The sequence below is a fragment of the Burkholderia sp. BE17 genome (assembly GCF_009362305.1).
GTDB classification, from domain to species: Bacteria; Pseudomonadota; Gammaproteobacteria; order Burkholderiales; family Burkholderiaceae; genus Burkholderia; species Burkholderia pyrrocinia_C.
The window spans coordinates 87,577-110,910 of sequence record NZ_WHNU01000034.1 but is presented as its reverse complement, the minus strand read 5'-3'; the positions used below and the strand labels follow the sequence as shown (position 1 = coordinate 110,910).

19 protein-coding genes are annotated in these 23,334 nt (G+C 68.2%); 18 read left to right on the top strand and 1 reads right to left on the bottom strand.

The genetic code is table 11. From position 1 onward, the window contains the following. Positions 1-199: 199 nt before the first annotated feature. From GD429_RS26910 to GD429_RS26835, 17 genes are all read left to right on the top strand, one after another. Positions 200-1,117 (top strand): universal stress protein, encoded by a 918-nt coding sequence (locus GD429_RS26910; RefSeq protein ID WP_152861447.1) that lies wholly within the window; start codon positions 200-202, stop codon positions 1,115-1,117. An 18-nt stretch (positions 1,118-1,135) separates the two neighbouring features. Continuing rightward, the gene (locus GD429_RS26905) at positions 1,136-2,116 is read left to right on the top strand and encodes a quinone oxidoreductase family protein (RefSeq protein ID WP_152861445.1); all 981 of its coding nucleotides are present in this window, start codon (positions 1,136-1,138) and stop codon (positions 2,114-2,116) included. A gap of 10 nt (positions 2,117-2,126) precedes the next feature. Beyond that, positions 2,127-2,975 (top strand): TauD/TfdA dioxygenase family protein, encoded by an 849-nt coding sequence (locus GD429_RS26900; protein WP_152861443.1) that lies wholly within the window; start codon positions 2,127-2,129, stop codon positions 2,973-2,975. A 126-nt stretch (positions 2,976-3,101) separates the two neighbouring features. Further along, the gene (locus tag GD429_RS26895; protein ID WP_152861441.1) at positions 3,102-4,157 is read left to right on the top strand and encodes a 3-keto-5-aminohexanoate cleavage protein; all 1,056 of its coding nucleotides are present in this window, start codon (positions 3,102-3,104) and stop codon (positions 4,155-4,157) included. Between the two features lie 156 nt (positions 4,158-4,313). Then, positions 4,314-5,639: an MFS transporter gene (locus GD429_RS26890; RefSeq protein WP_152861439.1), complete on the top strand. Its 1,326-nt coding sequence runs from the start codon at positions 4,314-4,316 to the stop codon at positions 5,637-5,639. 17 nt (positions 5,640-5,656) lie between these two features. Next, positions 5,657-6,241, top strand: a complete 585-nt coding sequence (locus GD429_RS26885) for an RBBP9/YdeN family alpha/beta hydrolase (RefSeq protein WP_152861437.1) — start codon at positions 5,657-5,659, stop codon at positions 6,239-6,241. 128 nt (positions 6,242-6,369) lie between these two features. Further along, positions 6,370-6,543, top strand: a complete 174-nt coding sequence (locus GD429_RS40640) for a hypothetical protein (protein WP_167347848.1) — start codon at positions 6,370-6,372, stop codon at positions 6,541-6,543. 1 nt (position 6,544) lies between these two features. After that, positions 6,545-6,931 (top strand): type II toxin-antitoxin system death-on-curing family toxin, encoded by a 387-nt coding sequence (locus tag GD429_RS26880; RefSeq protein ID WP_152861435.1) that lies wholly within the window; start codon positions 6,545-6,547, stop codon positions 6,929-6,931. A 372-nt stretch (positions 6,932-7,303) separates the two neighbouring features. After that, positions 7,304-8,479, top strand: a complete 1,176-nt coding sequence (locus GD429_RS26875) for an ABC transporter substrate-binding protein (RefSeq protein WP_152861433.1) — start codon at positions 7,304-7,306, stop codon at positions 8,477-8,479. A 49-nt stretch (positions 8,480-8,528) separates the two neighbouring features. Beyond that, complete coding sequence (locus tag GD429_RS26870) at positions 8,529-9,608, top strand: ABC transporter ATP-binding protein (RefSeq protein WP_152861431.1); 1,080 nt, start codon at positions 8,529-8,531, stop codon at positions 9,606-9,608. A 37-nt stretch (positions 9,609-9,645) separates the two neighbouring features. Then, positions 9,646-10,515 (top strand): ABC transporter permease, encoded by an 870-nt coding sequence (locus tag GD429_RS26865; protein ID WP_152861429.1) that lies wholly within the window; start codon positions 9,646-9,648, stop codon positions 10,513-10,515. Next, complete coding sequence (locus GD429_RS26860) at positions 10,515-11,438, top strand: ABC transporter permease (RefSeq protein WP_034184196.1); 924 nt, start codon at positions 10,515-10,517, stop codon at positions 11,436-11,438. The genes GD429_RS26865 and GD429_RS26860 overlap by 1 nt, the downstream gene beginning before the upstream one ends. Before the next feature lie 161 nt (positions 11,439-11,599). Next, positions 11,600-12,037 (top strand): hypothetical protein, encoded by a 438-nt coding sequence (locus GD429_RS26855; RefSeq protein ID WP_152861427.1) that lies wholly within the window; start codon positions 11,600-11,602, stop codon positions 12,035-12,037. 662 nt (positions 12,038-12,699) lie between these two features. Next, positions 12,700-13,839 carry an ABC transporter substrate-binding protein gene (locus GD429_RS26850; RefSeq protein WP_227791752.1) on the top strand — a complete coding sequence of 380 codons (1,140 nt, stop codon included), beginning with the start codon at positions 12,700-12,702 and terminating at the stop codon, positions 13,837-13,839. Between the two features lie 45 nt (positions 13,840-13,884). Then, entirely contained in the window at positions 13,885-17,565 is a 3,681-nt protein-coding gene (locus GD429_RS26845) for a response regulator (RefSeq protein ID WP_152861423.1), read from the top strand. Between the two features lie 57 nt (positions 17,566-17,622). Continuing rightward, the gene (locus tag GD429_RS26840; protein WP_152861421.1) at positions 17,623-20,205 is read left to right on the top strand and encodes an EAL domain-containing protein; all 2,583 of its coding nucleotides are present in this window, start codon (positions 17,623-17,625) and stop codon (positions 20,203-20,205) included. Between the two features lie 168 nt (positions 20,206-20,373). Next, positions 20,374-20,586, top strand: a complete 213-nt coding sequence (locus GD429_RS26835; protein WP_039354966.1) for a hypothetical protein — start codon at positions 20,374-20,376, stop codon at positions 20,584-20,586. 299 nt (positions 20,587-20,885) lie between these two features. Here GD429_RS26835 and GD429_RS26830 read toward each other — a convergent pair whose 3' ends face one another. Continuing rightward, complete coding sequence (locus tag GD429_RS26830; protein ID WP_152861419.1) at positions 20,886-21,851, bottom strand: D-2-hydroxyacid dehydrogenase; 966 nt, start codon at positions 21,849-21,851, stop codon at positions 20,886-20,888. Positions 21,852-22,128: 277 nt separating this feature from the next. Here GD429_RS26830 and GD429_RS26825 point away from each other — a divergent pair, with 277 nt between their 5' ends. Next, on the top strand, positions 22,129-23,319 hold the full coding sequence (locus tag GD429_RS26825) for a CaiB/BaiF CoA transferase family protein (protein ID WP_152861416.1): 1,191 nt from the start codon (positions 22,129-22,131) through the stop codon (positions 23,317-23,319). The last annotated feature ends 15 nt before the right edge of the window (positions 23,320-23,334 follow it).

The window sequence follows — 23,334 nt, the reverse complement described above, 5'->3', positions numbered from 1 at the left end:
GGCGTGGGGGGAAGGATCGTTCGAACCGCGCTCGCGCGTCAATCCCCCCCGCGACGAGTGGGGCCGCACCGGCGTCGCGCCGATAGCATGGGTTCCGATGCATGACGAATGACGAACGCCACGAGGAGGGCACCCATGAAGATCGTATCGACCGGCGCGCGGCGCAGCGCGCCGACCGCCGGATAAGCGGAGCGGCGCAATGTACCGCCATCTGCTCGTGACGGTCGACGGCGCGCCCGGCGGCATCGACGCGATCGGCCATGCGCTCGAACTGGCCCGTGCGGTCGGCGCGCGGGTCACGTTCGTGCTGCCCGGCACCGCGCCGGACTCGCGTTTATCCGGAGCGCGGCTGCCGGAACACGGTGCGAAAGTGGAAGCCGCCGCCCGGGCGCAGGGTTTGTCCCATGCGATCGCGGGGGCCGGCCATCCGGGGGCCGGCGACGCATCGCCCGGCACGCTTGCCGGCGAGCTCGGCTGCGACCTGATCGGCGTCGCGGCGCTGCCGCACGATGCCGATGCGGCAACCTGCGCGCAGCGGCAGCAGCTGCTGGCGACGAGCGGCGTGCCGGTGCTCGTGTGCCCGTCGCAGCGCTCGTCGGCCGAGGCGCGCGTGATGGCGCGCTGCCTCGATGCGCATCGCGCGGTCGGCGTGCTGCTGCAAGCGCTGATGGCGTGCGGCGAAGCCGCGAACGGGCCGCAGCGGCAAGCAGTCGACGCGCAGGGTGTGCTGGCCTCGCTCGCCGCGCTGCAGAACGCACGTTTCGGTACGGCTGCCGAAGCTCGCCTCTTCGCGGCATTGCGCGCCCGTGCGGAGTGCGTCGCGGCCGAACTGGACGAACTCGACCGCCAGCGGCAGCGCGACGCGCAAGCGCTCGACGCACTGGCGCGGACCGCCGAGGACGGGCTGCCGTCGGCCGCATTCGACACGGCGCTCGCCCGCTATGCACACGGCGCGTTCGAGCAGATGGGGCGGATGGAAGGCGTGATTTTCCCGGCCGCGCGGCGCTACCTGGGCGACGCCGACTGGGCCGAACTGGACGAGCCGCAGGCGGGCGGCGCAGCCGCGACGCCGCCGGGCGCGAACGAACCCGACGATGCGCGACGCGCATCCGACTGACACCATACGGAGAACAAGATGGCACATGCAGTGCGATTCCACGAAACCGGCGGCCCCGACGTGCTGCGCTGGGAAGCAGTCGACGTCGGCGACCCGGGCCCCGGCCAGGTGCGCCTGCGGCACGAGGCGGTCGGCCTGAACTTCGCCGATACCTATTTCCGCAGCGGCCTGTATCCGGTGCCGCTGCCGTCCGGCATCGGCGTCGAGGCGGCCGGCGTGGTCGAGGCCGTCGGCCCCGGCGTGACGAACGTCGCCGCCGGCGATCGCGTGACCTACACCGGCTTCATCAATACGCTCGGCGCGTACAGCACCGAACGGCTGATCCCGGCCGCGCCGCTGATCCGGCTGCCGGACGGCATCGCGTGCGACACCGCCGCGGCGATGACGATGCGCGGCCTGACCTCCGCCTACCTGCTGCGCCGCATCCACGCGTTCGCGCCGGGCGACACGCTGCTGCTGCACGCGGCCGCCGGCGGTGTCGGGCTGATCGTGTCGCAATGGGCGAAGCTGCTCGGGCTCAAGGTGATCGGCACCGTGTCCAGCGAACACAAGGCCGGCATCGCCCGCGCGCACGGCTGCGACCATACGATCGACTACAGCCGCGAGGATGTCGCGAAACGCGTGCGCGAACTGACGGACGGCGCCGGTGTCGACGTCGTGTTCGACAGCGTCGGCCGGGACACCTTCGAAGGCTCGCTCGATTCGCTGAAGCGGCGCGGGCTGATGGTGTGCGTCGGCACCGCGTCGGGCCCGATCCCGCCGTTCGATCCGCAACGCCTCGCGATGAAGGGCTCGCTGTACCTCACGCGCCCGGCGCTGGCCGACTACATCGCGGACCCGGCCGAGAAGAACGACCTGGCCGGCGAACTGTTCGCGCATGTCGCGGCCGGCCGCATCCGGATCGAGATCAACCAGCGTTATGCGCTGCAGGACGCCGCGCAGGCGCACCGCGATCTGGAATCGCGCAAGACGACCGGTTCGTCGGTGTTCATCGTCTGAGGAGACGCGCATGCGAGTCGAACCCCTGACCTGCGCGATCGGCGCGGAACTGCTGGACGTGAGCCTCGCCGACGCCATGCACGACGACGGCCTGTTCGCCGAGATCCGCGCGCAGCTGCTCCGGCATCGCGTGCTGTTCCTGCGCGACCAGGACATCACGCGCGCCGAGCACGTCGCATTCGCGCGGCGCTTCGGCGAGCTCGAGGATCATCCGGTCGCCGGCAGCGATCCCGAGCACCCGGGGCTCGTGCGGATCTACAAGTCGCCCGACCAGCCGAACGACCGCTACGAGAATGCGTGGCACAGCGATGCGAGCTGGCGCGTGGCGCCGCCGTTCGGCTGCGTGCTGCGCTGCATCGAAGGTCCGCCGGTTGGCGGCGACACGATGTGGGCGAACATGGTGCTCGCGTACGAAAACCTGCCGGAACACGTGAAGCAGCAGATCGACGGGCTGCGCGCGCGCCACAGCATCGAGGCGAGCTTCGGCGCGGCGATGCCGATCGACAAGCGCCTCGCGCTGAAGGCGCAGTATCCGGACGCCGAGCATCCGGTCGTGCGCACGCATCCGGAAACCGGCGAGAAGGTGCTGTACGTGAATGCGTTCGCGACGCATTTCACGAACTTCCACACGCCGCAGCGCGTGCGCTTCGGGCAGGACGCGAACCCCGGCGCCGGCCAGTTGCTGCAATACCTGATCAGCCAGGCCTATATCCCCGAATACCAGGTGCGCTGGCGCTGGAAGAAAAACAGCGTCGCGATCTGGGACAACCGCAGCACCCAGCATTACGCGGTGATGGACTACCCGCCGTGCGTGCGCAAGATGGAGCGCGCGGGCATCGTCGGCGACGTGCCGTTCTGAGCGCCCGCACCGTAACCCCGCCGTAACCGATCCGCAACCCCAAACAACGCGCCGAGCCCGCCGCCCGGCGCGGCGGGATACGCACGCCCGTACGCCCGAATACAACGATTTCCACTGGAGGACGACATGCAATTTCTCGACGATTCGCTGCACCCGGAAAACCAGGACAAGGTAGTCATCACGGTCGCACCGTACGGCCCCGAATGGATGCCCGCCGATTTTCCGGAAGACATTCCGGTGACGATGGACGAGCACGTCCAGAAGGCCGTCGACTGCTACAACGCGGGCGCGACGGTGCTGCACCTGCATGTGCGCGAGCTCGACGGCAAGGGCAGCAAGCGGCTGTCGAAGTTCAACGAGCTGCTCGGCCGGCTGCGCGAAGCCGTGCCCGACATGATCCTGCAGGTGGGCGGCTCGATCTCGTTCGCGCCGGAAGGCGACGGCGCGGAAGCGAAATGGCTGTCCGACGACACGCGGCACATGCTCGCCGAGCTGAGCCCGAAGCCCGACCAGGTGACGGTCGCGATCAACACCGTGCAGATGAACATCACCGAGCTGATGAACCGCAAGGACATCGCCGGCACGTCGCTGAACGAAACCGCGTTGTGGGACGCGTACCGCGAGATGACCGTGCCGGCCGGCCCCGGCTGGGTCGACGAACACCTGCGCCGCCTGCAGGCGGCCGGCATCCAGCCGCATTTCCAGCTCACCGGCATGCACGCGCTCGAAACGCTCGAACGGATCATCCGCCGCGGCGTCTATCGCGGCCCGCTGAACGTCACGTGGGTCGGCATCGGCGGCGGCTTCGACGGCCCGAATCCGTACAACTTCATGGAATTCGTGCGGCGTTGCCCGGACGGCGCGTGCATCACGCTCGAATCGCTGATGAAGAACGTGCTGCCGATCAACACGATCGCGATGGCGCTGGGCCTGCATCCGCGCTGCGGGATCGAGGACACGATCATCGACCAGAAGGGCAACCGGATGACGTCGGTGCAGCAGGTCGAGCAGTGCGCGCGAATCGCGCGGGAACTCGGCCGCGACATCGCGACCGGCAAGGAAGCGAAGGCGATCTACCGGATCGGCGTGCAGTACGACGGTATCGACGAAACGCTCGCACAGCTCGGGATGGCGCCGAACCGCCGCTCGGGCCAGGTGAACGTGCCGCTGCGCGCGGCCTGACACGCCGCGCATCCGGGCGGCTCGCGAGCGCCGCCCGCCGATCGATGTGGTGCGGCACCCACCCTCGCGCAGCGCGCGAGGCAAGCTCCGACGAACGGAGCGGGGCCGCGCAAGCCGCGCCGGCGCGTTGCCGCACCGGTGCCGGAGGAGACACGCATGTTGATTCATCATGTCGAGCCGTCGCTGCAGGATCTGGCGGCCACCGAGCGGCGCGCGCCTGCGTACGCGTGGCTCGTGTTCGGGCTGACCGTCGGCCTGCTGCTGTCGGACTACATGTCTCGGCAGGTGCTCAACGCGGTGTTTCCGCTGCTCAAGCACGCGTGGAACCTGTCGGACACGCAACTCGGTTCGCTATCCGGCGTCGTCGCGCTGCTGGTCGGCCTGCTGACGTTTCCGCTGTCGGTCCTTGCCGACCGCTTCGGCCGCGTGCGCAGCATCGTGCTGATGGCCGCGTTGTGGAGCATCGCGACGCTCGGCTGCGCGCTGTCGACCAACTACGCCGAAATGCTGGTGGCGCGCGGCCTCGTCGGGCTCGGTGAAGCCGCGTACGGCAGCGTCGGCGTCGCGCTGATCCTCAGCATCTTTCCGGCCCGCCTGCGTGCGACGCTGACCGGCGCGTTCATGGCCGGCGGCGCGTTCGGCTCCGTGTTCGGGATGGCGCTCGGCGGGCTGGTCGGCGCGCATCTCGGCTGGCGCTGGTCGTTCGGCGTGATGGCCGCGCTCGGCATCGTGCTGCTCGTCGCGTATCGCTGCGCGGTGACCGAACGGCGGCTCGCCGTGTGCCGCGTCGAGCCGTGCCGGCGCGATGCCGGGCCGCGCGACCTGCGCGGCAGCGTGCGCGCGCTGATGTCCGGGCTGTTCGCGTCGCGCTCGGTGATCTGCGCGTATCTCGGCAGCGGGCTGCACCTGTTCGTGCCGGGCGCGCTGTTCGCATGGCTGCCGAGCTACCTGAACCGCTACTACGCGATGGCGCCCGACCGTGCCGCCGTGCTCGCGGCCGGCTTCGTGCTGCTCGCGGGCGTCGGGATGGTCGGCTGCGGCATCGTCACCGACCGCGTCGGCCGCGCCGACGGTTCGCGCAAATGGCTGACCGCGATCGCGTATTGCGTGCTGACGGGCGTCTGCCTCGCGGTCGCGTTCCGGCTGCCGCCCGGGCCGCTGCAGCTCGCGCTGATCTGCGCGGGCATGCTGGTCGGCGCGGGCGCGTCCGGCGCATCGGGCGCGATGGTCGCGAACCTGACGCCGGCCGCGATCCACGCATCGGCGTTCGCGACGCTCACGCTCGCCAACAACCTGCTCGGCATGGCGCCGGGCCCGCTGCTGACGGGTTGGGTGGCCGATCGCGCCGGGCTGGTCGGCGCACTGCAATGGATTCCCGTCGTGCCGCTCGCGGCCGCCGTGCTGTTCGCGATCGGACGCGCGAGCTACGCGGCCGATGTCGTGCGTGTCGAACGCGAACGGCGCGCGACACACCTTTCCTGAACCCTCCCGGAGGCTGCATGACCCTGGCGACCACGCCCACCATCCTGATCGTGCCCGGCTTGCGCGATCACGTCGAAGACCACTGGCAGACGCACCTCGAACGACGCCTGCCGAACGCACGCTCCGTCGCGCCGCTGGAAGCCGACAAACTGAGCCGCGCCGCGCGCGTCGCGGCGCTCGACGCGGCGCTGGCCGCGATCGACGGCCCCGTGATTCTCGTCGCGCACAGCGCGGGCGTGATGATCACCGTGCACTGGGCGCTGCAGGCCACGCGTGAGATCCACGGCGCGCTGCTCGCGGCGCCGGCCGATCTCGATACGCCGATGCCGGCCGGCTATCCGGCGCCCGATGCGATCGATGCGCACGGCTGGACGCCCGTGCCGACCGCGCGGCTGCCGTTCCCGAGCCTCGTCGCCGCGAGCCGCAACGATCCGCTCGCGCGCTTCGAACGCGTCGAGGCGCTGGCGGCCGGGTGGGGCAGCAGGCTCGTCGATCTTGGCGAGGTCGGGCACCTGAACCCGGCGTCCGGATATGGGGAGTGGCATGACGCGGAACGGCTGATCGGCGAAGTCGTGGCGCTCGGCGAAAGCGCTCTGAAGTGACGGATTGACAAGCCGGTATCGTTTGTCCGTGCAGGCATCCTGAGGCGGCTCGTTGGATGCTATGGTTATCGGTAGTGTGGCCGCGGATAAGTGGCTGATTACCATTATCTTTTTATCGGAAATCTGTCATGGCTCCCAAAAGGAAAACGCTGTACGGAGTCGAGCTGAAACCCCGCACGATCATTCGCCCCACGACGGAGGTCAAGGTTTCGACCGAAACCGAGAAAGGCGACGTGCTGCGCGCAGCACGAAAGGTCATTACCGAACACCGGGACGTGCTGATCGCGCTGAAGGATCGCTGATTTGCTGGATCTGGATTACGTCATCACCATTCACGACGAGATCATTCGGGATCTCGGCGGCCTAAGCGGCTTCGCTCATGCCGGCCGAGGCGGTGTCGGGGCCGCCCTGCATCGCGTCGAAAATCATGTTCATTACGCGGGGCTTGATGACGTGTTCGGTATTGCCGCGACCTATGCCGTCGCAATCGCGCGCGGCCATGTGTTCAATGATGCAAACAAGCGTACCCGCCTCACTTGTGCCTTGACGTATATGGAGCGGCAGGGCATCTCGATTCCACGCCTTGCCGATCTCGAAGACCTCATGGTCGATGTCGCCGACGGCAGCGTCACGAGTGAGGAACTGGCTGAGTATTTCAGTGCGGTCTGGGAATTGTCCCTGTCCCGTTGAAACCCCGCCTCAAACAATCATTCTCTGCGGCATCGTTCTGATGACCACGCGCCAATAACCCGTACCTGCTCGATACGTCTTCCGGGTTTCCGGCCGACGTTGCATCTCCCTCTCTAAACACGCCGGCCGGGCGTTCCCGACACACCAGCCTGATTCGGCCTCGGGTCGACATACGATGTCCTAACACACTCCATCCAACCCGCCGCAACGCGCCCTATATCTGTTCAGCCTCTCGAATCACGTTATTGCGGAAGGTTTTTGTCAGGGAAAGTCCCGCCCCGCACTTCGTGGTTTTTTGTTGACCGACATCGTATAACGCCGTCATGATTTCCTGAAAAGAAAGGTCCCATCCACCGACCGAAGTGAGGAGACATGAACACAACCACGATCGCGCGCCGTGCGCGCCGGATTGCCGTCGCGCTGGGCTTCACGCTGACGGCGGCGGGGGCCGCGACGGCCGTTGCCGCGCCCGTGTCGCTGAATATCGTCGACGTCGCGGGCAACCTGCAGCTCACGCAGAAGGCCATCGAGGCGTTCAAGGACAAGAACCCGAACCTCGTATCGAACGTCACGTTCACGAATGCGCCGGCGCCGCAGTTGCCGGGCAAGATCAAGGCGATGCAGGCGGCAGGGCGCTCGGACATCGACCTCGTGCTGACGGGCACCGACGCGCTGGCCGCCGGCATCGAACAGAACCTGTGGCAGAAACTGCTGCCCGACGACGCGGCCGCGTTCCCCGGCGTGCTCGACAGGTACGCGCCCGGCCCGCGCAAGATGCAGGATCTCGCGCAAGGCTTCGGCCTCGCCGTCACCTACATGCCGGCCGGCCCGCTGCTCGAATACAACCCGGCGAAGGTGAGCAACCCGCCGAAGACGCCCGACCAGTTGCTCGCATGGTGCAAGGCGCACCCGAACAAGCTGATCTACGCGCGCCCGGCGAACTCCGGCCCCGGCCGTACGTTCCTGATGGGGCTGCCGTACGTGCTCGGCGACAAGAACCCGCAGGACCCGATCAACGGCTGGGACAAGACCTGGGCGTTCCTGAAGGCGCTGAACGACTGCGTCCCGTACTACCCGGGCGGCACGTCGGCCGTGATGAAGGAGCTCGGCGAGGGCACCCGCGACATGACCGTGACCGTCACCGGCTGGGACCTCAACCCGCGCGCGCTCGGCATCGTGCCGGCCGAGTTCCGGGTCCAGGCGTTCGACAACATGACGTGGGTCAACGACGCGCACTACATGGTGATCCCGAAGGGCGTGCCGAAGGAAAAGCTCGACGTGCTGTTCAAGCTGATGAACTTCCTGCTCGAACCGGCGCAGCAGGCGATGACCTACGACGACGGCTATTTCTATCCGGGCCCGGCGGTGAAGGGCGTGACGCTCGAGATGGCGCCCGCGCACAGCCAGGAGGTGATCCGCAAGTTCGGCCGCCCCGAATACGCGAAGCTGCTCGCGGATCGCCCGCACGTGCAGCCGCTCAGCGCGCAGGCGATGGTCGCCGCGTTCCAGAAGTGGGATCGCGAGATCGGTTCGCAGAAATCGAAGTGACGCATGAACCGGCGGGCGCCGCGGCGCCCGCGTGCATGGAGTTCGCGCAATGAAGCACAGTTTCGAACGCTTGCGGCTCGACGGCGTATGCCGCAGCTTCACCAATGCGGAGGGCGCGCAGGTCGCCGCGCTGGACGGGCTCGACCTCGAGATCCGGCGCGGCGAGTTCATCGCGCTGCTCGGCCCGTCGGGCTGCGGCAAGTCGACCGCGCTGAACTGCATCGCGGGGCTGCAGCCGCTGACGAGCGGCAGCATCTGGCTCGACGACACGCGCATCGACGTGCTGCCGCCCGAGCACCGCGGCTTCGGCATGGTGTTCCAGAACTACGCGCTGTTTCCGCACATGTCGGTGCTCGACAACGTCGGCTTCGGCCTCAAGATGCGCGGCATGTCGAAGCAGGAAACGCGGCGACGCGCGCAGCAGGCGCTCGAACTCGTGCAGCTCGTCGGCCACGAGGGCAAGCTGCCCGGGCAGCTGTCGGGCGGGCAGCAGCAGCGCGTCGCGATCGCGCGCGCGATCGTCATCGAGCCGCCGCTCGTGCTGATGGACGAGCCGCTTTCGAACCTCGACACGAAGCTGCGCATCGAGATGCGCGCGGAGATCCGCCGCATCCACACGCAGCTCGAACGCGCGACGATCTACGTGACGCACGACCAGGACGAGGCGCTGTCGATGGCCGATCGCATCGTCGTGATGAAGGAAGGCGTCGTGCAACAGGTCGCGTCGCCGAAGGACGTCTACACGCGCCCGCACAACCTGCATGTCGCGCGCTTCATGGGCTATCGCAACGTGCTGCCGTTCACGCTCGAAGGGATGGCCGGCGACTGCGTGAACGTCGCGGCCGGCGGCGTGCGCTTAACGGGCGTGCCGATGGCCGGCTTCGACGCGAAGGACGTCGTGGTCGCGCTGCGCCCCGACGACATCGAGCGCGCGGACGACGCCGGCGACAACGCATTCGACGCGACGGTCGAAACGGTCGAGTACGGCGGCCGCGATTCGCTGATCCGCGCGGTCGCGCCGTTCGGCCCGATCTGGGCGCGCGTCGCCGGCGAATTCGCGGAAGGCGAGCGCTTGCGGCTGCGCGTCGCGCCGTCGCGCACGCTCGTCTATGCGGGAGAGCCGACATGAGCGGCCCGACCGCGGCGCCGTCCCGCCGGGAGGCCGCATGAGCACGCTCGCGGCCGGCACGCCGCGCGACGCGAAGGCCTGGCTCGTCACGCCCGCGCTCGGGTTCATCGTCGCGCTGTTCATCTATCCGTTCGCGTACGGCCTGGTGCTGTCGTTCCAGCCGATGAACGGCGGCAGCGCGCTCGCGAACTACGTGCAGTTCTTCACCGATACCGCGATGTGGCCGACCGTGCTCGTCACGCTGAAGCTCGCGGTGCCGGCCACGCTGATCAACGTCGGCGTCTCGGTGCCCGTCGCGTTTGCGCTGCGCCGCCATTCGCCGTACCAGAAGTTCGTCACGACGCTGCTCGTGATTCCCGTCACGCTCGGCACGGTGCTCGTCGCCGACGGGATGCTCACGTACTTCGGGCCGAACGGCTGGTTTCCGCAGGCGCTGCAGGGGCTGCACCTGTACACCGATGAAGTGCGCCTCACGCACAACTACTGGGGCGTGCTGCTGTCGCTGATCGTGTCGGGCTTTCCGTTCGCATTCCTGCTGATGCTGTCGTACATCAGCGGCATCGACCCGACGCTCGCGCGCGCGGCCGCGACGCTCGGCGCGAACCCGTGGCAGCAGTTCCGGCAGATCTACCTGCCGCTGCTCGTGCCGGGGCTCACGATGGCCGCGTGCCTGTCGTTCGTGCAGGCGTTCTCGGTGTTCCCGTCGGCCGTGCTGCTCGGCGCGCCGGCCGGGCCGACACGCGTGATCTCGATCGCGGCGGCCGAGGCCGCGTTCGAGAGCTACGACTATTCGCTCGCGTCGGCGATCGCGATCGTGATGGGCTTCGTGCAGTTGCTGGTGGTCGCATCGATGCTCGGCGCGCGCCGCTTCTTCTATACGGGGCCGGTGACGGGGGGCAAGGGCTGATGGCGACCGACAATCGTGCCGCGCCGGCGTGGCCGCCGAAGCAGGGCTCGCCCGACGCACGGCCCGTCAATGCGAGGCAACCGCAAAAGATGAGAAGCAACCTCGCCGGCCGTGCCTGGAAGGCGCTCGTCTGGGGGCTGATGGCGTTCTTCCTGCTGAACGTGATGCTGCTGATCGCGACCGTCGCGGTGAACTCGGTCGCGACACGCTGGTTCGGCACGCCGCTGCCGCAAGGCTTCACGCTGCGCTGGTATGCGAAGGCGTGGCAGGATTTCCAGCTCGCGAGCGTGCTGTGGGTGACCGTCGAGGTCGTCGGCGCGGTCGTGCTGCTGTCGATCGCGCTCGGCGTGCCGGCCGCCTATGCGCTCGCGCGCGTGCAGTTTCGCGGCAAGCGCTTCGCGCTGCTGGTGTTCCTGCTGCCGCTGATGGTGCCGCCCGTCACGTACGGGATCCCGATGGCGACCGTGATGTACAAGGTCGGGCTCGCGGGCACGCTGCCGGGCGTGATCCTCGCGAACCTCGTGCCGGCGCTGCCGTTCGTGATCCTCGTGATGACGCCGTTCATCGAGCAGATCGACCCGAATCTCGAAGCCGCCGCACGCATCTTCGGCGCGAACACGTGGCGCTACTTCCGCTACGTGCTGCTGCCGCTGCTCGTGCCCGGCATGCTCGCGGCGGCGCTGCTCGTGCTGGTGCGCACGATCGGGATGTTCGAGCTGACGTTCTTCACCGCGGGCCCGAGCACGCAGACGCTCGTCGTCGCGCTGTATTACGCGGTGTTCTCGACCGGCGTGCGTGCGCCGCAGTCGATCGACGCGATGGCGATGATCTATATGGCCATCACGCTCGTATGGGTCGTGATCGCGCTGCAGTTCGTGAGCCCGACGCAGCTCGTCAGCCGCGTGAAGCAGGAGCGGCAGTAGGCGGGGGCGCAGCAGAGGGGCGATCGCGTCGGTGCAATTGGTTACAAATGGATACCGCGAACGACACGCGGACGTTGCAGACTACGCGGCATACCGGCCCGGCGAGCGTGTTCCCGCACGTCGCCGCGCGCCACCCGACGCTCACCCGACAACGGATCTCCATGAAGTTTCAAACGCTGCTGACCCTCGGCTGTGCCTCGACGCTGCTGGCCGCCTGCAACCTGCTCCACGACGGCCCCGGATCGAGCGACGTCGATGCCGCGGTGCGCCGCGCGCTCGAAGCGGAAAACCACGGCGGCCTGAACGCGCTGTTCGGCCAGCCGCTGCCGGTGTCGGCCGATGTCGTGTCGGCGAAGCCGGACGGCGACTGCAAGAAGCTTGGCGATCGCACGTACTCGTGCGACGTCGTCGTCACGTGGCGCAACGCCGATTACTCGCCGTCGCGCGCGAACCTGACCTTCGTGAAGGCCGCCGACGGCTCGTGGCAGACGTCGGGCGTCGACGCGGCGCTCGCGACCGGCACCGCGAAATCGCTGATCGACCAGATCGGCAAGGCGTGGCATGGCGACTCGGCCAGCGGCGCGTCGGCGCCGAAGTGACGCCGCCGCGGCGTCGTTCGCCGTCTGTTCCGGCGCGCCGCGGACTCCAGTTTTCCATCCGGCGATCACCGCATTCGGGCCGTGCAGGCGAGCTTCCCGCCGCGTTGCAGATCGGCGGCCGGTTCCGTTTCAGAATCGGGACCGGATCGCGCCACCACGGCGCGTATTCACAGCGATTCGAATGAGCGAATTTAAGCAAAAAAATAGCGAATTAAAAATCGAATCGAAATTCTGAAAGCAAAACAAAATGCAGCCTCTGCTGCGATAACGTTCCCGCGCGTAAAGGGCAATGCTGTCGATAGACCGCGTTTATTCGCCCTCCGGCTTGCAGTCGCATTTGATGCAATCTATATATATGACTAATTGCATCGTGCCGCGTCGGTAATCCGGCATGCGGCGGGCATGACCGGATCAAGAAACCGGGGGCGGAAGGGGAACCCAGCATGGGCAATGGCGTGTTCGCCGCAAGAATGTGGTCGGGTACCCGGTTTCCGCATGTATTGCGCGCGCTTGCCCGTCCCGGGCGCCGGCCGTTTGCGCCGATCGTTCGATCGCCGAGCCCGCGCGGCTCGGGACGGATGGCGCATGCCGTCGAACCTGAACATGAACGCGCGGTTCGCCGGCCCGCGCGACGCGCGACGCTGCGCCGGACCTTGACGCTGATGGCCTGCGTCGCCGCGACGATCGGCGCCGGTGCCGGCACCTGCGTCGCGGCGGAGCCCGGCGTGACCGACGGCGCGATCCGCCTCGGCATGGTCAACGCGCAATCGGGCAATTCGGCTGGCCTCGGGCGCGGGCTGCTGACGGGCGCGCAGGCCGTGTTCGACGACGCGAACGCGCGCGGCGGCGTGCATGGCAGGAAGATCGACCTCGTGGTCGCCGACGATCGCTACGAGCCCGACAGGACCATCGACAGCACGCTGGAGATGATCGAACGGGGCAATGTGTTCGCGCTGTTCGGCTATGTCGGCACGCCGACGACCACCGCGGTGCTGCCGATCATCCGCGAGGCCGGCATTCCGCTCGTCGGCCCGTTCACCGGCGCGATGGCGCTGCGCAAGCCGGTCGTGCCGGAGGTCTTCAACATCCGCGCCAGCTATGAAGACGAGACCCGCGCGCTGGTCGACCATTTCATCGCGCACGACGGCGCGAAACGGTTCGCGGTGTTCTATCAGGACGACGGCTCCGGGCTCGCGGTGCTGGCGGGCACGCGGCTGGCGCTGCAGCGCCACGGCCTGGACGTCGTCGCGACCGGCACGTTCCGCCGCGGGACCACGGCGGTCGACACGGGCCTCGCGTCGCTGCTGGACAGCCAGCCGGACGTCGTCGTCATGGCCGGCCCCTATACGCCGATTGCCGCGTTCATTCGCGCGGCACGTCGCGAAGGCCTGAAGGCCCGGCTCGCATCGGTATCGTTCGTCGGCACCGACGACCTGCTGCGCCTGATCGGCGACGAAGGGAACGGCACGCTGATCTCGCAGGTCGTGCCGCTTCCCCAGAATGACCGGGACGTGATCCGCGACTGCGCGCGGCTGATCGAGCGGCGCTTTCCGGGAGAGCACGTGGGCGTGGTGCACATCGAGGGCTGCATCGACGCGAAGATCATGCTGATCGGCCTCGAGCGCGCCGGCCCGTCGCCGACTCGTGCGGCGCTGAAGCAAGCGCTCGAATCGATCAGGCATGTCGACCTGGGCGGCCTGGTCGCCGATCTGGGCGCGGACAATCACCAGGCGCTGAATGCGGTGTTCCTGTCGAAAATCGCGCACGGCCGCATCACGCCCCTGGACGCGTCGGCCAGATAACCAGCCGGATGGCCGCGCGCGGGCCGTCCCGATCCCGGAGGCTGCATGGACATCAAGGCCAAGCTCGTCACCGGCACCAGCCTGATGCTGCTGGGTGTGCTGGCGATTTCCGCGACCAGCCTGATCGCGGTGCACGGCATTGCCTCCGGTGTGAGCACGCTGACGACGGAATCGCTGCCGTTGCAGGTGCGCAGCAACGAACTCCAGCGCGCGTACGCGGAGCTCGCGGTGGATTTCAGCCGGCTCGAGCAGGCGCAAGACGCGTCCGAGCAGCAGCAGGCGACGTCGGAGATCGAAACGCAATTGCGGCGGGTTGCCGCCATCACGGCCGCCGTGCGCGCGATCGACGGGCACGGCATCGACGCGCCGTCCACCGACCTGCGCACGATGCTGCGCTCGATGAGCGAAGGCGTCGGCCAGCGTCTGCGGGACGATGCGCGTCTGGGTGACGAAAGCCGCCTGATCGAGCGCGTCCAGGCACTGGGCGACGCATTCCTGAGCACGATCCGCGCCGAGACCGAACGACTGGACAGCCAGGCCAACGCGGCGGTGAGCGATGCGCTGGCGGCCAACACCGCCTACAACCGGACGATTCATGCGCTCGACCAGGTCCGCATGAACGTCAAGGACATCGTCAGCGTTGCCGATCATGTCGACGACGTGCCGAACCGGTACCGGCTCGCCCCACTGCGGGAGCGCATGCACGCGGCCATCGACGGTGCGCGCAATGCGCTGGCGATCGCGGCGCCGAACCTCGAGGCCGCCACGGCGCAGGACGTCGCGAATGCGCTCGGGCGCGTGGCGGCCGACATCCTCGACGGCAACGACAGCCTGGTCGCGCTGCGCGGCAGGATGTTCGTGGAGCCGTCCGTCGCGACGCGCTACCACGCCAGGGAGGACAAGGTCCTGCAGTCCCTCGATGCGCTGGACACGACGCTGGCGGAAATCGCCGACCCGTTCGCGTTGCGGATCGTCAAGGCGCGACAGCGTCTCGACGAAACGATCGCGTTCCAGCGGCAAGCGGCGCGGATCAGGTACCTGTCGACCGTCGTCAACGGCGGCATCAAGGAACTGGCGGCCGACCTTCGCGTGGTCGCGCAAAGCAAAAGCACCGAACATCTCAAGCGCGCCGACAACGACGCCCGCGAGAATATCGGCAAGCTCGCCGCCGCCGCGGGCACGCTGCGCGATGCGCTCGTCGCCGGCGGGCAGCGCGAGTCGAGCCGCGCGCAGGATGTGATTCCGCTGGTCGCGGAACTGGCCGGATCCGCGCGCCGCATCCTCGCGGTGAGGTCGAACATGTTGTCCAACGACGCGAGCATGCAGCGCATCGTCGCGGATGTGGACACGACCGCGAACCGCCTCGCGGCCTATACGGAACAGGAGGCCGTGCGCGTCGATCTGCAGCAGCGGGGCATCGTGTCGCAGGTCAACCGCGCGGTGACGAGCGCCATCGCGATGATCGCCGTCGTGTCGTATTTGCTCGCGATCGGCAGTCTCGTGATCAGCCATCGCCTCGGCACGTCGATCTCCCGCCCGCTGGCGAACCTGACGCGCACCATGGCCCGCATCCGCAGCGGCAGCGATCTGTCGCTGCGCATGTCCCACAAGGGCCGCGACGAAGTCGCGACCCTGATCGCCGGCTTCAACACGATGCTCGACGAAATCGAACGCCGCGACATCGACCTGCAGGCGGCAATCGCCGCGGCCGAAACCGCTAATTCGGCGAAATCGGAATTTCTCGCGCGAATGAGCCACGAGATCCGCACGCCGATGAACGGCGTGCTGGGCATGACCGAGCTGCTGCAACGCACGCGCCTGACGTCGAAGCAACGCAAGTTCGTCGACACCGTGTATCGATCCGGCCAGACGCTGCTGATCATCATCGACGACATACTCGATTTTTCGAAGATCGAGGCCGGCAAGCTGACGCTGGAGCGCATCGATTTCAACCTGCATCAGCTGCTCGACGACGTCGTCGCGCTGCTGGAGCCCAATGCGCAGCGCAAGGAACTTGCGCTGGTGTTCCGCAAGGCGGATACCGTGCCGCAATGGATGCGCGGCGACCCGGTCCGGCTGCGCCAGATCCTGACGAACCTGATCGGCAATGCGATCAAGTTCACCGAGCGCGGGCAGGTCGAGCTGGCCGTGTCGTATGCGGGCGACGGCCGCATCGTGTTCGCGATCGCCGACAGCGGCATCGGCATCGCGCCGGACGTGGCCGCGCAGTTGTTCCGGCCGTTCCAGCAGGCCGACAGCTCGACCGCGCGCAAATACGGCGGAACCGGGCTGGGGCTCGTGATTTCCCGCCAGCTGGCCGAGATGATGGGCGGCACGCTCACGCTCGAATCGACGCCCGGCAAGGGTTCGGTGTTTACCGTGACCGCGCGGCTCGAGCCGGTGTCCGGCGTGGTCGACGTCGCGGCGGGCGCCCGGTCGTCGCTGGCGGGATTGAGGGTGCTGATCGTGGACGACAGCGAGACCGATCGCAGCGTGCTCGTCGAACATGCGATCGAATGGCAGCTGTGTGTCGCGACGGCCATCGGCGGCGACGATGCGCTGTCGCAGTTGCGGGCGGCCGTCGCCGACGGGGCGCCGTTCGATCTGGCCATCGTCGACGTGCGGATGCCGGGCATGGACGGCATCTCGCTCGTGCAGCACATCCGCCACGATCCGTCGCTGCGTGCGCTCAGGATCGTCACGCTGACCGCGTTCGAGATGATGGACAGCATCCAGGTCGCGCGCGAACTCGACATCGACGCCCGGTTGACGAAGCCGCTCCACGGCGCCGAGCTCTATACGGCCATCGCGTCCGCGATGCACGTGAGGCCGCCGCCGCTGCCGTTGGCCGCGCCGGTGTCCGACGAAGCCGGGCCGGACGCGGCGCCGCCGTCCGACACCGGATCGGCGCGCGTGCTGCTGGTCGAGGACAACGCGGTCAACCAGCAGATCGCGCTGGCGATGCTGGAGGACACGGGCTACCGGGTGGCCGTGGCCGAAGACGGCCGGCAGGCGCTGAAGATGCTGGCGGACGACGTGTTCGACGTGGTCCTGATGGATTGCCAGATGCCGCTGCTGGACGGCTTCGAGGCGACGCGGCTGCTGCGCCGGCACGAAGCGGAAGCCGGCGCGCCGCGCCTGCCGGTCATTGCACTGACGGCCAATGCGCTCAGCGGCGACCGCGAGCGCTGCCTGGCCGCCGGCATGGACGACTACCTGGGAAAACCGTTCCGTCGCGATGCGCTGCTGCAGGTGCTCGCGCGCCATGCCCACGGCGCGGCGTCCCGGCCGGCCATCACGAGCGGCGACGCGGGAACCCGCGCGGGCACCGAAGCGGGCGGGGCGGCCGCCGCCGATCCGGACGGCGACGCGAACGTGATCGACCGCAAGGCGCTCGACGCATTGCGCGCGCTGCAGCGGCCGGGCCGCCCCGATATCCTGACCCGCATCATCGATCAGTTCACGCTGGATGCGCCGCGGCTGATCCGCGACATGCGCGCGGCCGTCGAAGCGGGCGATGCCGATGCGCTGAGGCTGGCCGCCCATACGCTGAAATCGAGCAGTGCGAACGTCGGCGCGCACGTGCTGTCGGCCCGCTGCAAGGCGATCGAGCAACTGGCGCGCGCCGCCGACGTCGCCGCGGCAGCCGGCCTCGTCGCCGGCACGGACGCCGAATTCGGGCACGCGCAGGCCGCGTTGACAGCGGAACGCATGGTGGAGGGTTGAGCGGCCGCGGCACGATCGCGGTGGCGATCGCGGCGGGTCGGAAACAGGAGAACGGTCTTGAACCAGGAAAATGTCGATGCGCCGGTGATTCTGATCGTCGATGACGATGCGATGACGCGCCTGCTGGTCGTGGAGACCCTCGAGCCGGAGGGTTTTCGCGTCGAGGAAGCGACCGGGCCGCAGGAGGGCATCGACGCGTTCCTGCGTCATCGTCCTGCCGTGGTGTTGCTCGACGTCGAGATGCCCGGCGGCGACGGCTTCGCGTGCTGCCGCCGGCTGCGTGCGCTGCCGGAAGGCCGCCGCGTGCCGATCGTGATGCTCACGGGCAACGACGACGATGCATCGATCGCCAGCGCCTTCGACGCCGGCGCGACCGATTTCGTCTCCAAGCCGATGCGCTGGAAGCTGCTCGGCTACCGGATCCGCTACCTGCTGCGCGCCGCCGCGACGCTCGAAAAGCTCACGACCACCGAGATCAGCCTGACGCATGCGCAGGCGCTCGCGCATCTGGGCAACTGGGAGTATCAGGCCGGCCGGACGGACGGCAGCTGGTCGCCGGAGCTGTACCGGATCCTCGGCCTCGACCCCGAGCGCACGCCGCCGGCCTTCGATCGGCTGCTGCAAGCCGTTCCGGTCGACGAGCAGCCGCTTCTGATCCAGTCGTTCACGAGCCTGCGCACCGAGGGCGCCCCGTTCTCGCTCGAGCACCGGCTGATCCACCCGGACGGCACCGAGCGCCACGTGCTGCACCAGGCGGAGGCGGGGCGCGACCTGAGCCACGCGATCATCCTGCGCGGCATCGTGCAGGACATCACCGAGCGCAAGATGCAGCAGGGGCGCATCGAATACCTCGCCAACCACGATGCGCTGACCGGCCTGCCCAATCGCAACCTGCTGAGCGACCGCATGGAGCAGGCGATGTCGCAGGCGCGGCGCACCGGACACCTGGTCGCGGTGATGGTGCTCGACCTGGACCGCTTCAAGCACATCAACGACACCTTCGGCCATTCGGTCGGCGACGGTCTGCTGCGGGCCGTCTCGGCTCGGCTCAAGGCTTCCGTGCGCGACGGCGACACGGTCGCGCGGCTCGGCGGCGACGAGTTCGTCGTGATGCTGGTCAACCTGTCGACCGCGGCGGATGCGGACGCGGTCGCCCGCAAGGTCCTGGGCACCTTCGGCGCGCCGTTCGTGCTCGACGGACACGATCTGCACGTGACGACGAGCATCGGCGTCAGCGTCTGTCCGACCGACGGCGCCGATGCGGAGACGCTGCTGAAGACGGCCGACGCCGCGCTGTATTGCGCGAAGGAACGCGGGCGAAATGGCTACAGCTTCTACACGCGCGAGCTGGGTGCCCGTGTGGAAGAACAGGCCGAACTCGAAAACGCGCTGCACGAGGCCGTCGCGAACGGCGAACTGGAGCTGTACTACCAGCCGAAGGTCGACCTGAAGACCGGCCAGATCAGCGGCGTCGAGGCGCTGATTCGCTGGCGCCGCCCCGGCATCGGCGTGATTCCGCCCGACCGCTTCATTCCGATCGCCGAGGAAACCGGGCTGATTCTGCCGATCGGCGAATGGGTGCTGCGCACGGCCTGCACGCAGGCCGTCGCGTGGCGCCAGGACGGGCATCCGCCGCTACGGATCGCCGTGAATCTGTCGGCACGCCAGTTCCGGCAGCAGAACATGGCCGACGTGGTGCGCAGGACGCTGCGCGATACCGGCCTGGAACCGGCCTGGCTCGAACTCGAGCTGACCGAAAGCGTGCTGATGCAGGACTGCAACGCGATCGCGCACACGCTGCGCGAACTGAAGGCGCTCGGCGTCGTGCTGTCGCTGGACGACTTCGGCACCGGCTATTCCAGCCTGTCGTACCTGAAGGACCTGCCCATCGATGTCGTCAAGATCGACAAGTCGTTCCTGAGCGACGTCACCACGAGCGCGGAAGGCGCGTCGCTGACGCGCTCGATCATCGCGATGGCGGAATCGCTGCACATGGAAACGGTGGCCGAGGGCGTGGAGACGGAAGCGCAGCTTTCGTTCCTGAACCGGCACCGCTGCCATGCGATGCAGGGCTATTACTTCAGCCATCCGGTCACCGGGGCGGAAATCTCCGACATGCTCTCCGCCGGCTCGGAGCTTCCCGAGCATTGCCGGCAGCGCGAGCTGCTGCACCGGACGCTGCTGCTGGTCGACCACGACCCGGCCGTCCTGCAGACGCTCAGGCAGGCGCTGGGCCGAGACGGCTACGAGGTGCTCGGCACGACCGATCCCGCCGACGCGCTCGACCTGCTCGCGCAACATCGCGTCGGCGTGATCGTGTCGGACTTCCGCATGCCGAACCTGTCCGGGATCGACCTGTTGCAGCGCGTCAAGGCGCTTTATCCGGACATCGTGCGCATCCTGCTGTCCGGCTATGGCGAAGGGCAGTCGATCGCGGCCGCGTCCGGCGACGGATCGGTCCAGAAGCTGCTGATCAAACCGTGGGATGTCGCACTGTTGCGCCAGCACATTGCCGAGTCGTTCAAGCGCTTCGAGCGCAGCACGTTGCACAACCGGATAGGCCTCGACGCCGCCCGCATCGGCATGCGCCCATCCTCCCTCGGGCCGGTCGAAGCGGCCGCTCCCCGCGATCCGGCTTGAGGGAGGCTGCGCTTGAGGGAGGCTGCGACGGTCGCGCGGGCGCGAATCGGCGGGCGACACGACGACGAAAAGGGGGGGGCGATCACGTCGATCCCCGGCATGCGGCCGGCGGTATAGGGAAAACCCTTATCTCGGGGTATAATCACAGGCTGAGAGAAAGGTCGAACCATGCCTGAACGTTTCCAAACCATTGAAAAATTTGTGTTTTCCCTCGTCGTGATGTCCGCGGTCGTGTGCTCGGCATTCCTCGCGTACGAGCGTCACCCCGAGATCAAGATCGCGCTGCACGAAGGCGAAGCGCTGATGCGCGAGAGCGCCAAGTACTCAGTCATCTGCTCGCCGTCCAAGGTCGATCCTTGCGTCGAGATGTCCGCTTACTGAAATTTGCGTCGGGGTCGGTGCGCCGAGCGGTGCGCGGCAGCCGAAACGGACGTTTTTCATGATTCGTCCCGTTCGGTTTCAGACTGGCCCTACAGCGTCGGCGGTTCGAATTCCTTGAAGTAGTTTGTGCCCGTCTAGCGTTCAGAAACCGGCCGCAAGACAGGGCGGATGCACGAGCCCGTCACGTGCCGAGTCGCTGGCGTAAGCAGCCCCGGATTCAGTCGGCCCCGCTTCGAGCAATCGAGCGGGGCCGTTCCGTTTGCGCGCGTGAATCACACGACATGCTGCGGCAGCGTGAATCACACGACATGCCGCGGCTCGCCGCGCGCAAACGCGGCGACGTTGTCGACGAGCTGATCGGCGAGCGCCTGCATCGCCTCGTCGCTTGCCCATGCGACGTGCGGCGTCAGGATGAACGCCGGATGCGACAGGATCGCGTGGAACGGATGCGCGGCCGGCAGCGGTTCCTGCGTCACCACGTCGAACCCGGCGCCCACGATCTGCCCCGACTGCAACGCATCGACCAGCGCACTTTCGTCCACGAGCCCGCCGCGCGCGGTATTGATCAGCAGCGGCCGGCGCGCCATCCGCGCGAACGCGGCCGCGTCGATCAGGTGCCGCGTCGCGGGCGTGAGCGGGCAGTGCAGCGTGATCACGTCGCTGTCGCGCAGCAGCGTGTCGAGCGGCGCGTAGTCGTTACCTGCGGCATCGCCGTGCGCCGCGAACAGCACGCGCATGTCGAGCGCACGCGCGATGCCGGCCACCGCGCGCCCGAGCACGCCGTCGCCGACGATCCCGAGCGTCGAGCCGGCCAGGTCGCGGATCGGATGATCGAAGAAGCAGAACTGCCCGCTGTCGAGCCAGCGCCCGGCGCGCACCGCGTCGCGGTAAGCCACGAGACTGCGGCGCAGCGCGAAGATCAGCGCGAACGTATGCTCGGGCACCGTGCGGACCGCATAACCGCGAATGTTGCTCACGACGATCCCGCGTGACGCGCACGCGTCGAGATCGACGATGTCGGTACCGGTCGCGGCGATCGCGATCATTCGCAGACGGCGCGCGGCGGCGAGTGTCGAAGCATCGAGCCGCACCTTGTTGGTCACGACGATGTCGGCGTCGGCGATGCGCGCGGCCACCTCATGCGCGGCTGTCCGGTCGAACGTCTGCAACACGTGCGGAAACGGGAACGGCTTCAGCACGGTTTGCGGCGACAGCGTCGCGCGGTCGAGAAACACGATCTGCGCGGGAGAGGAAACGGAAAACATGGCGGGTCTCGCTGACGGTGACGGGGTGACAGGCGCCCGGTGGGCGCGCAACGGCTTCGATTCTGCCGGCGGCGCGCGCCGCTTCGTTTGACCGTTGCGCGAGCGCGCTTTCCCGGATGGAAAGGCTGGCACATTCCGCGCGGGAACGAATGCAGCGATCGCGTCGACGCACGCCTTTCCGTTTCGGAAAGGCTGGTTGAGCATCGATCGATTTTCGCCATGCGCGAACGCCGTCATGATCGCCGTCATCGACAACACGATTTCATCGGAGACAGCCATGACGCGCCCCCTGGACGGCATCCGCGTGCTGGAACTCGGCCAACTGATCGCCGGGCCGTTCGCGGGCCGGATGCTCGCCGAATTCGGCGCGGACGTGATCAAGGTCGAGCCGCCCGGCCTCGGCGACCCGCTGCGCAAATGGCGGCTGCTGCACGACGGCACGTCGGTGTGGTGGGCCGCGCAGTCGCGCAACAAGACCTCGCTCACGCTCGACCTGCGCACGGCCGAAGGGCAGGACGTCGTGCGCCGCCTCGTCGCCGAGACCGACGTGCTTATCGAGAACTTCCGGCCCGGCACGCTCGAGGGCTGGGGGCTCGGCTGGGACGCGCTGTCCGCGATCAATCCGGGGCTCGTGATGCTGCGCGTGTCGGGCTTCGGGCAAACCGGCCCGTACCGCGACCGTCCCGGCTTCGGCGTGATCGCCGAGGCGATGGGCGGCCTGCGGCACCTGACCGGCGAACCCGGCCGCACGCCGGTGCGCGTCGGCATCTCGCTCGGCGATTCGCTGTCGGCGCTGCATGGCGTGATCGGCGTGCTGCTCGCGCTGCGGCATCGCGAGCAGCAGGGCGGCAACGGGCAGGTCGTCGACGTCGCGCTGTACGAATCGGTGTTCAACATGATGGAAAGCCTGCTGCCCGAATATTCGGCGTTCGGCGCGGTGCGCGAGGCGGCCGGCAGCAGCCTGCCCGGCATCGCGCCGACCAACGCGTATCGCTGCCGCGACGGCAGGTACGCGTTGATCGCCGGCAACGGCGACAGCATCTTCCGGCGCCTGATGGAGCTGATCGGCCGGCCCGATCTCGGCAACGATCCCGCGCTCGCGCACAACGACGGCCGCGTCGCGCAGGTCGAGCGCATCGACGCGGCGATCGGCGAGTGGAGCGTGCGCCACGACCTCGACGACGTGCTGGCCGCGCTGAACGACGCGCGCATCCCGTCCGGGCGCATCTACGACGTCGCGGACATCGCGGCCGATCCGCACTACCGCGCGCGCGACATGATCGTCGACGCCGCGCTGCCCGACGGCACGCCCGTGCAGGTGCCGGGCATCGTGCCGAAACTCGGCGCGACGCCCGGGCGCATCGAACGCGCGGCGCCCGCGCTCGGCGCGGATACCGATGCGGTACTCGAATCGATCGGCATCGATGCGGCGACGCGCGGCGACTGGCGCACGCGCGGCGTGATCTGAACCGGCAACAGGAGA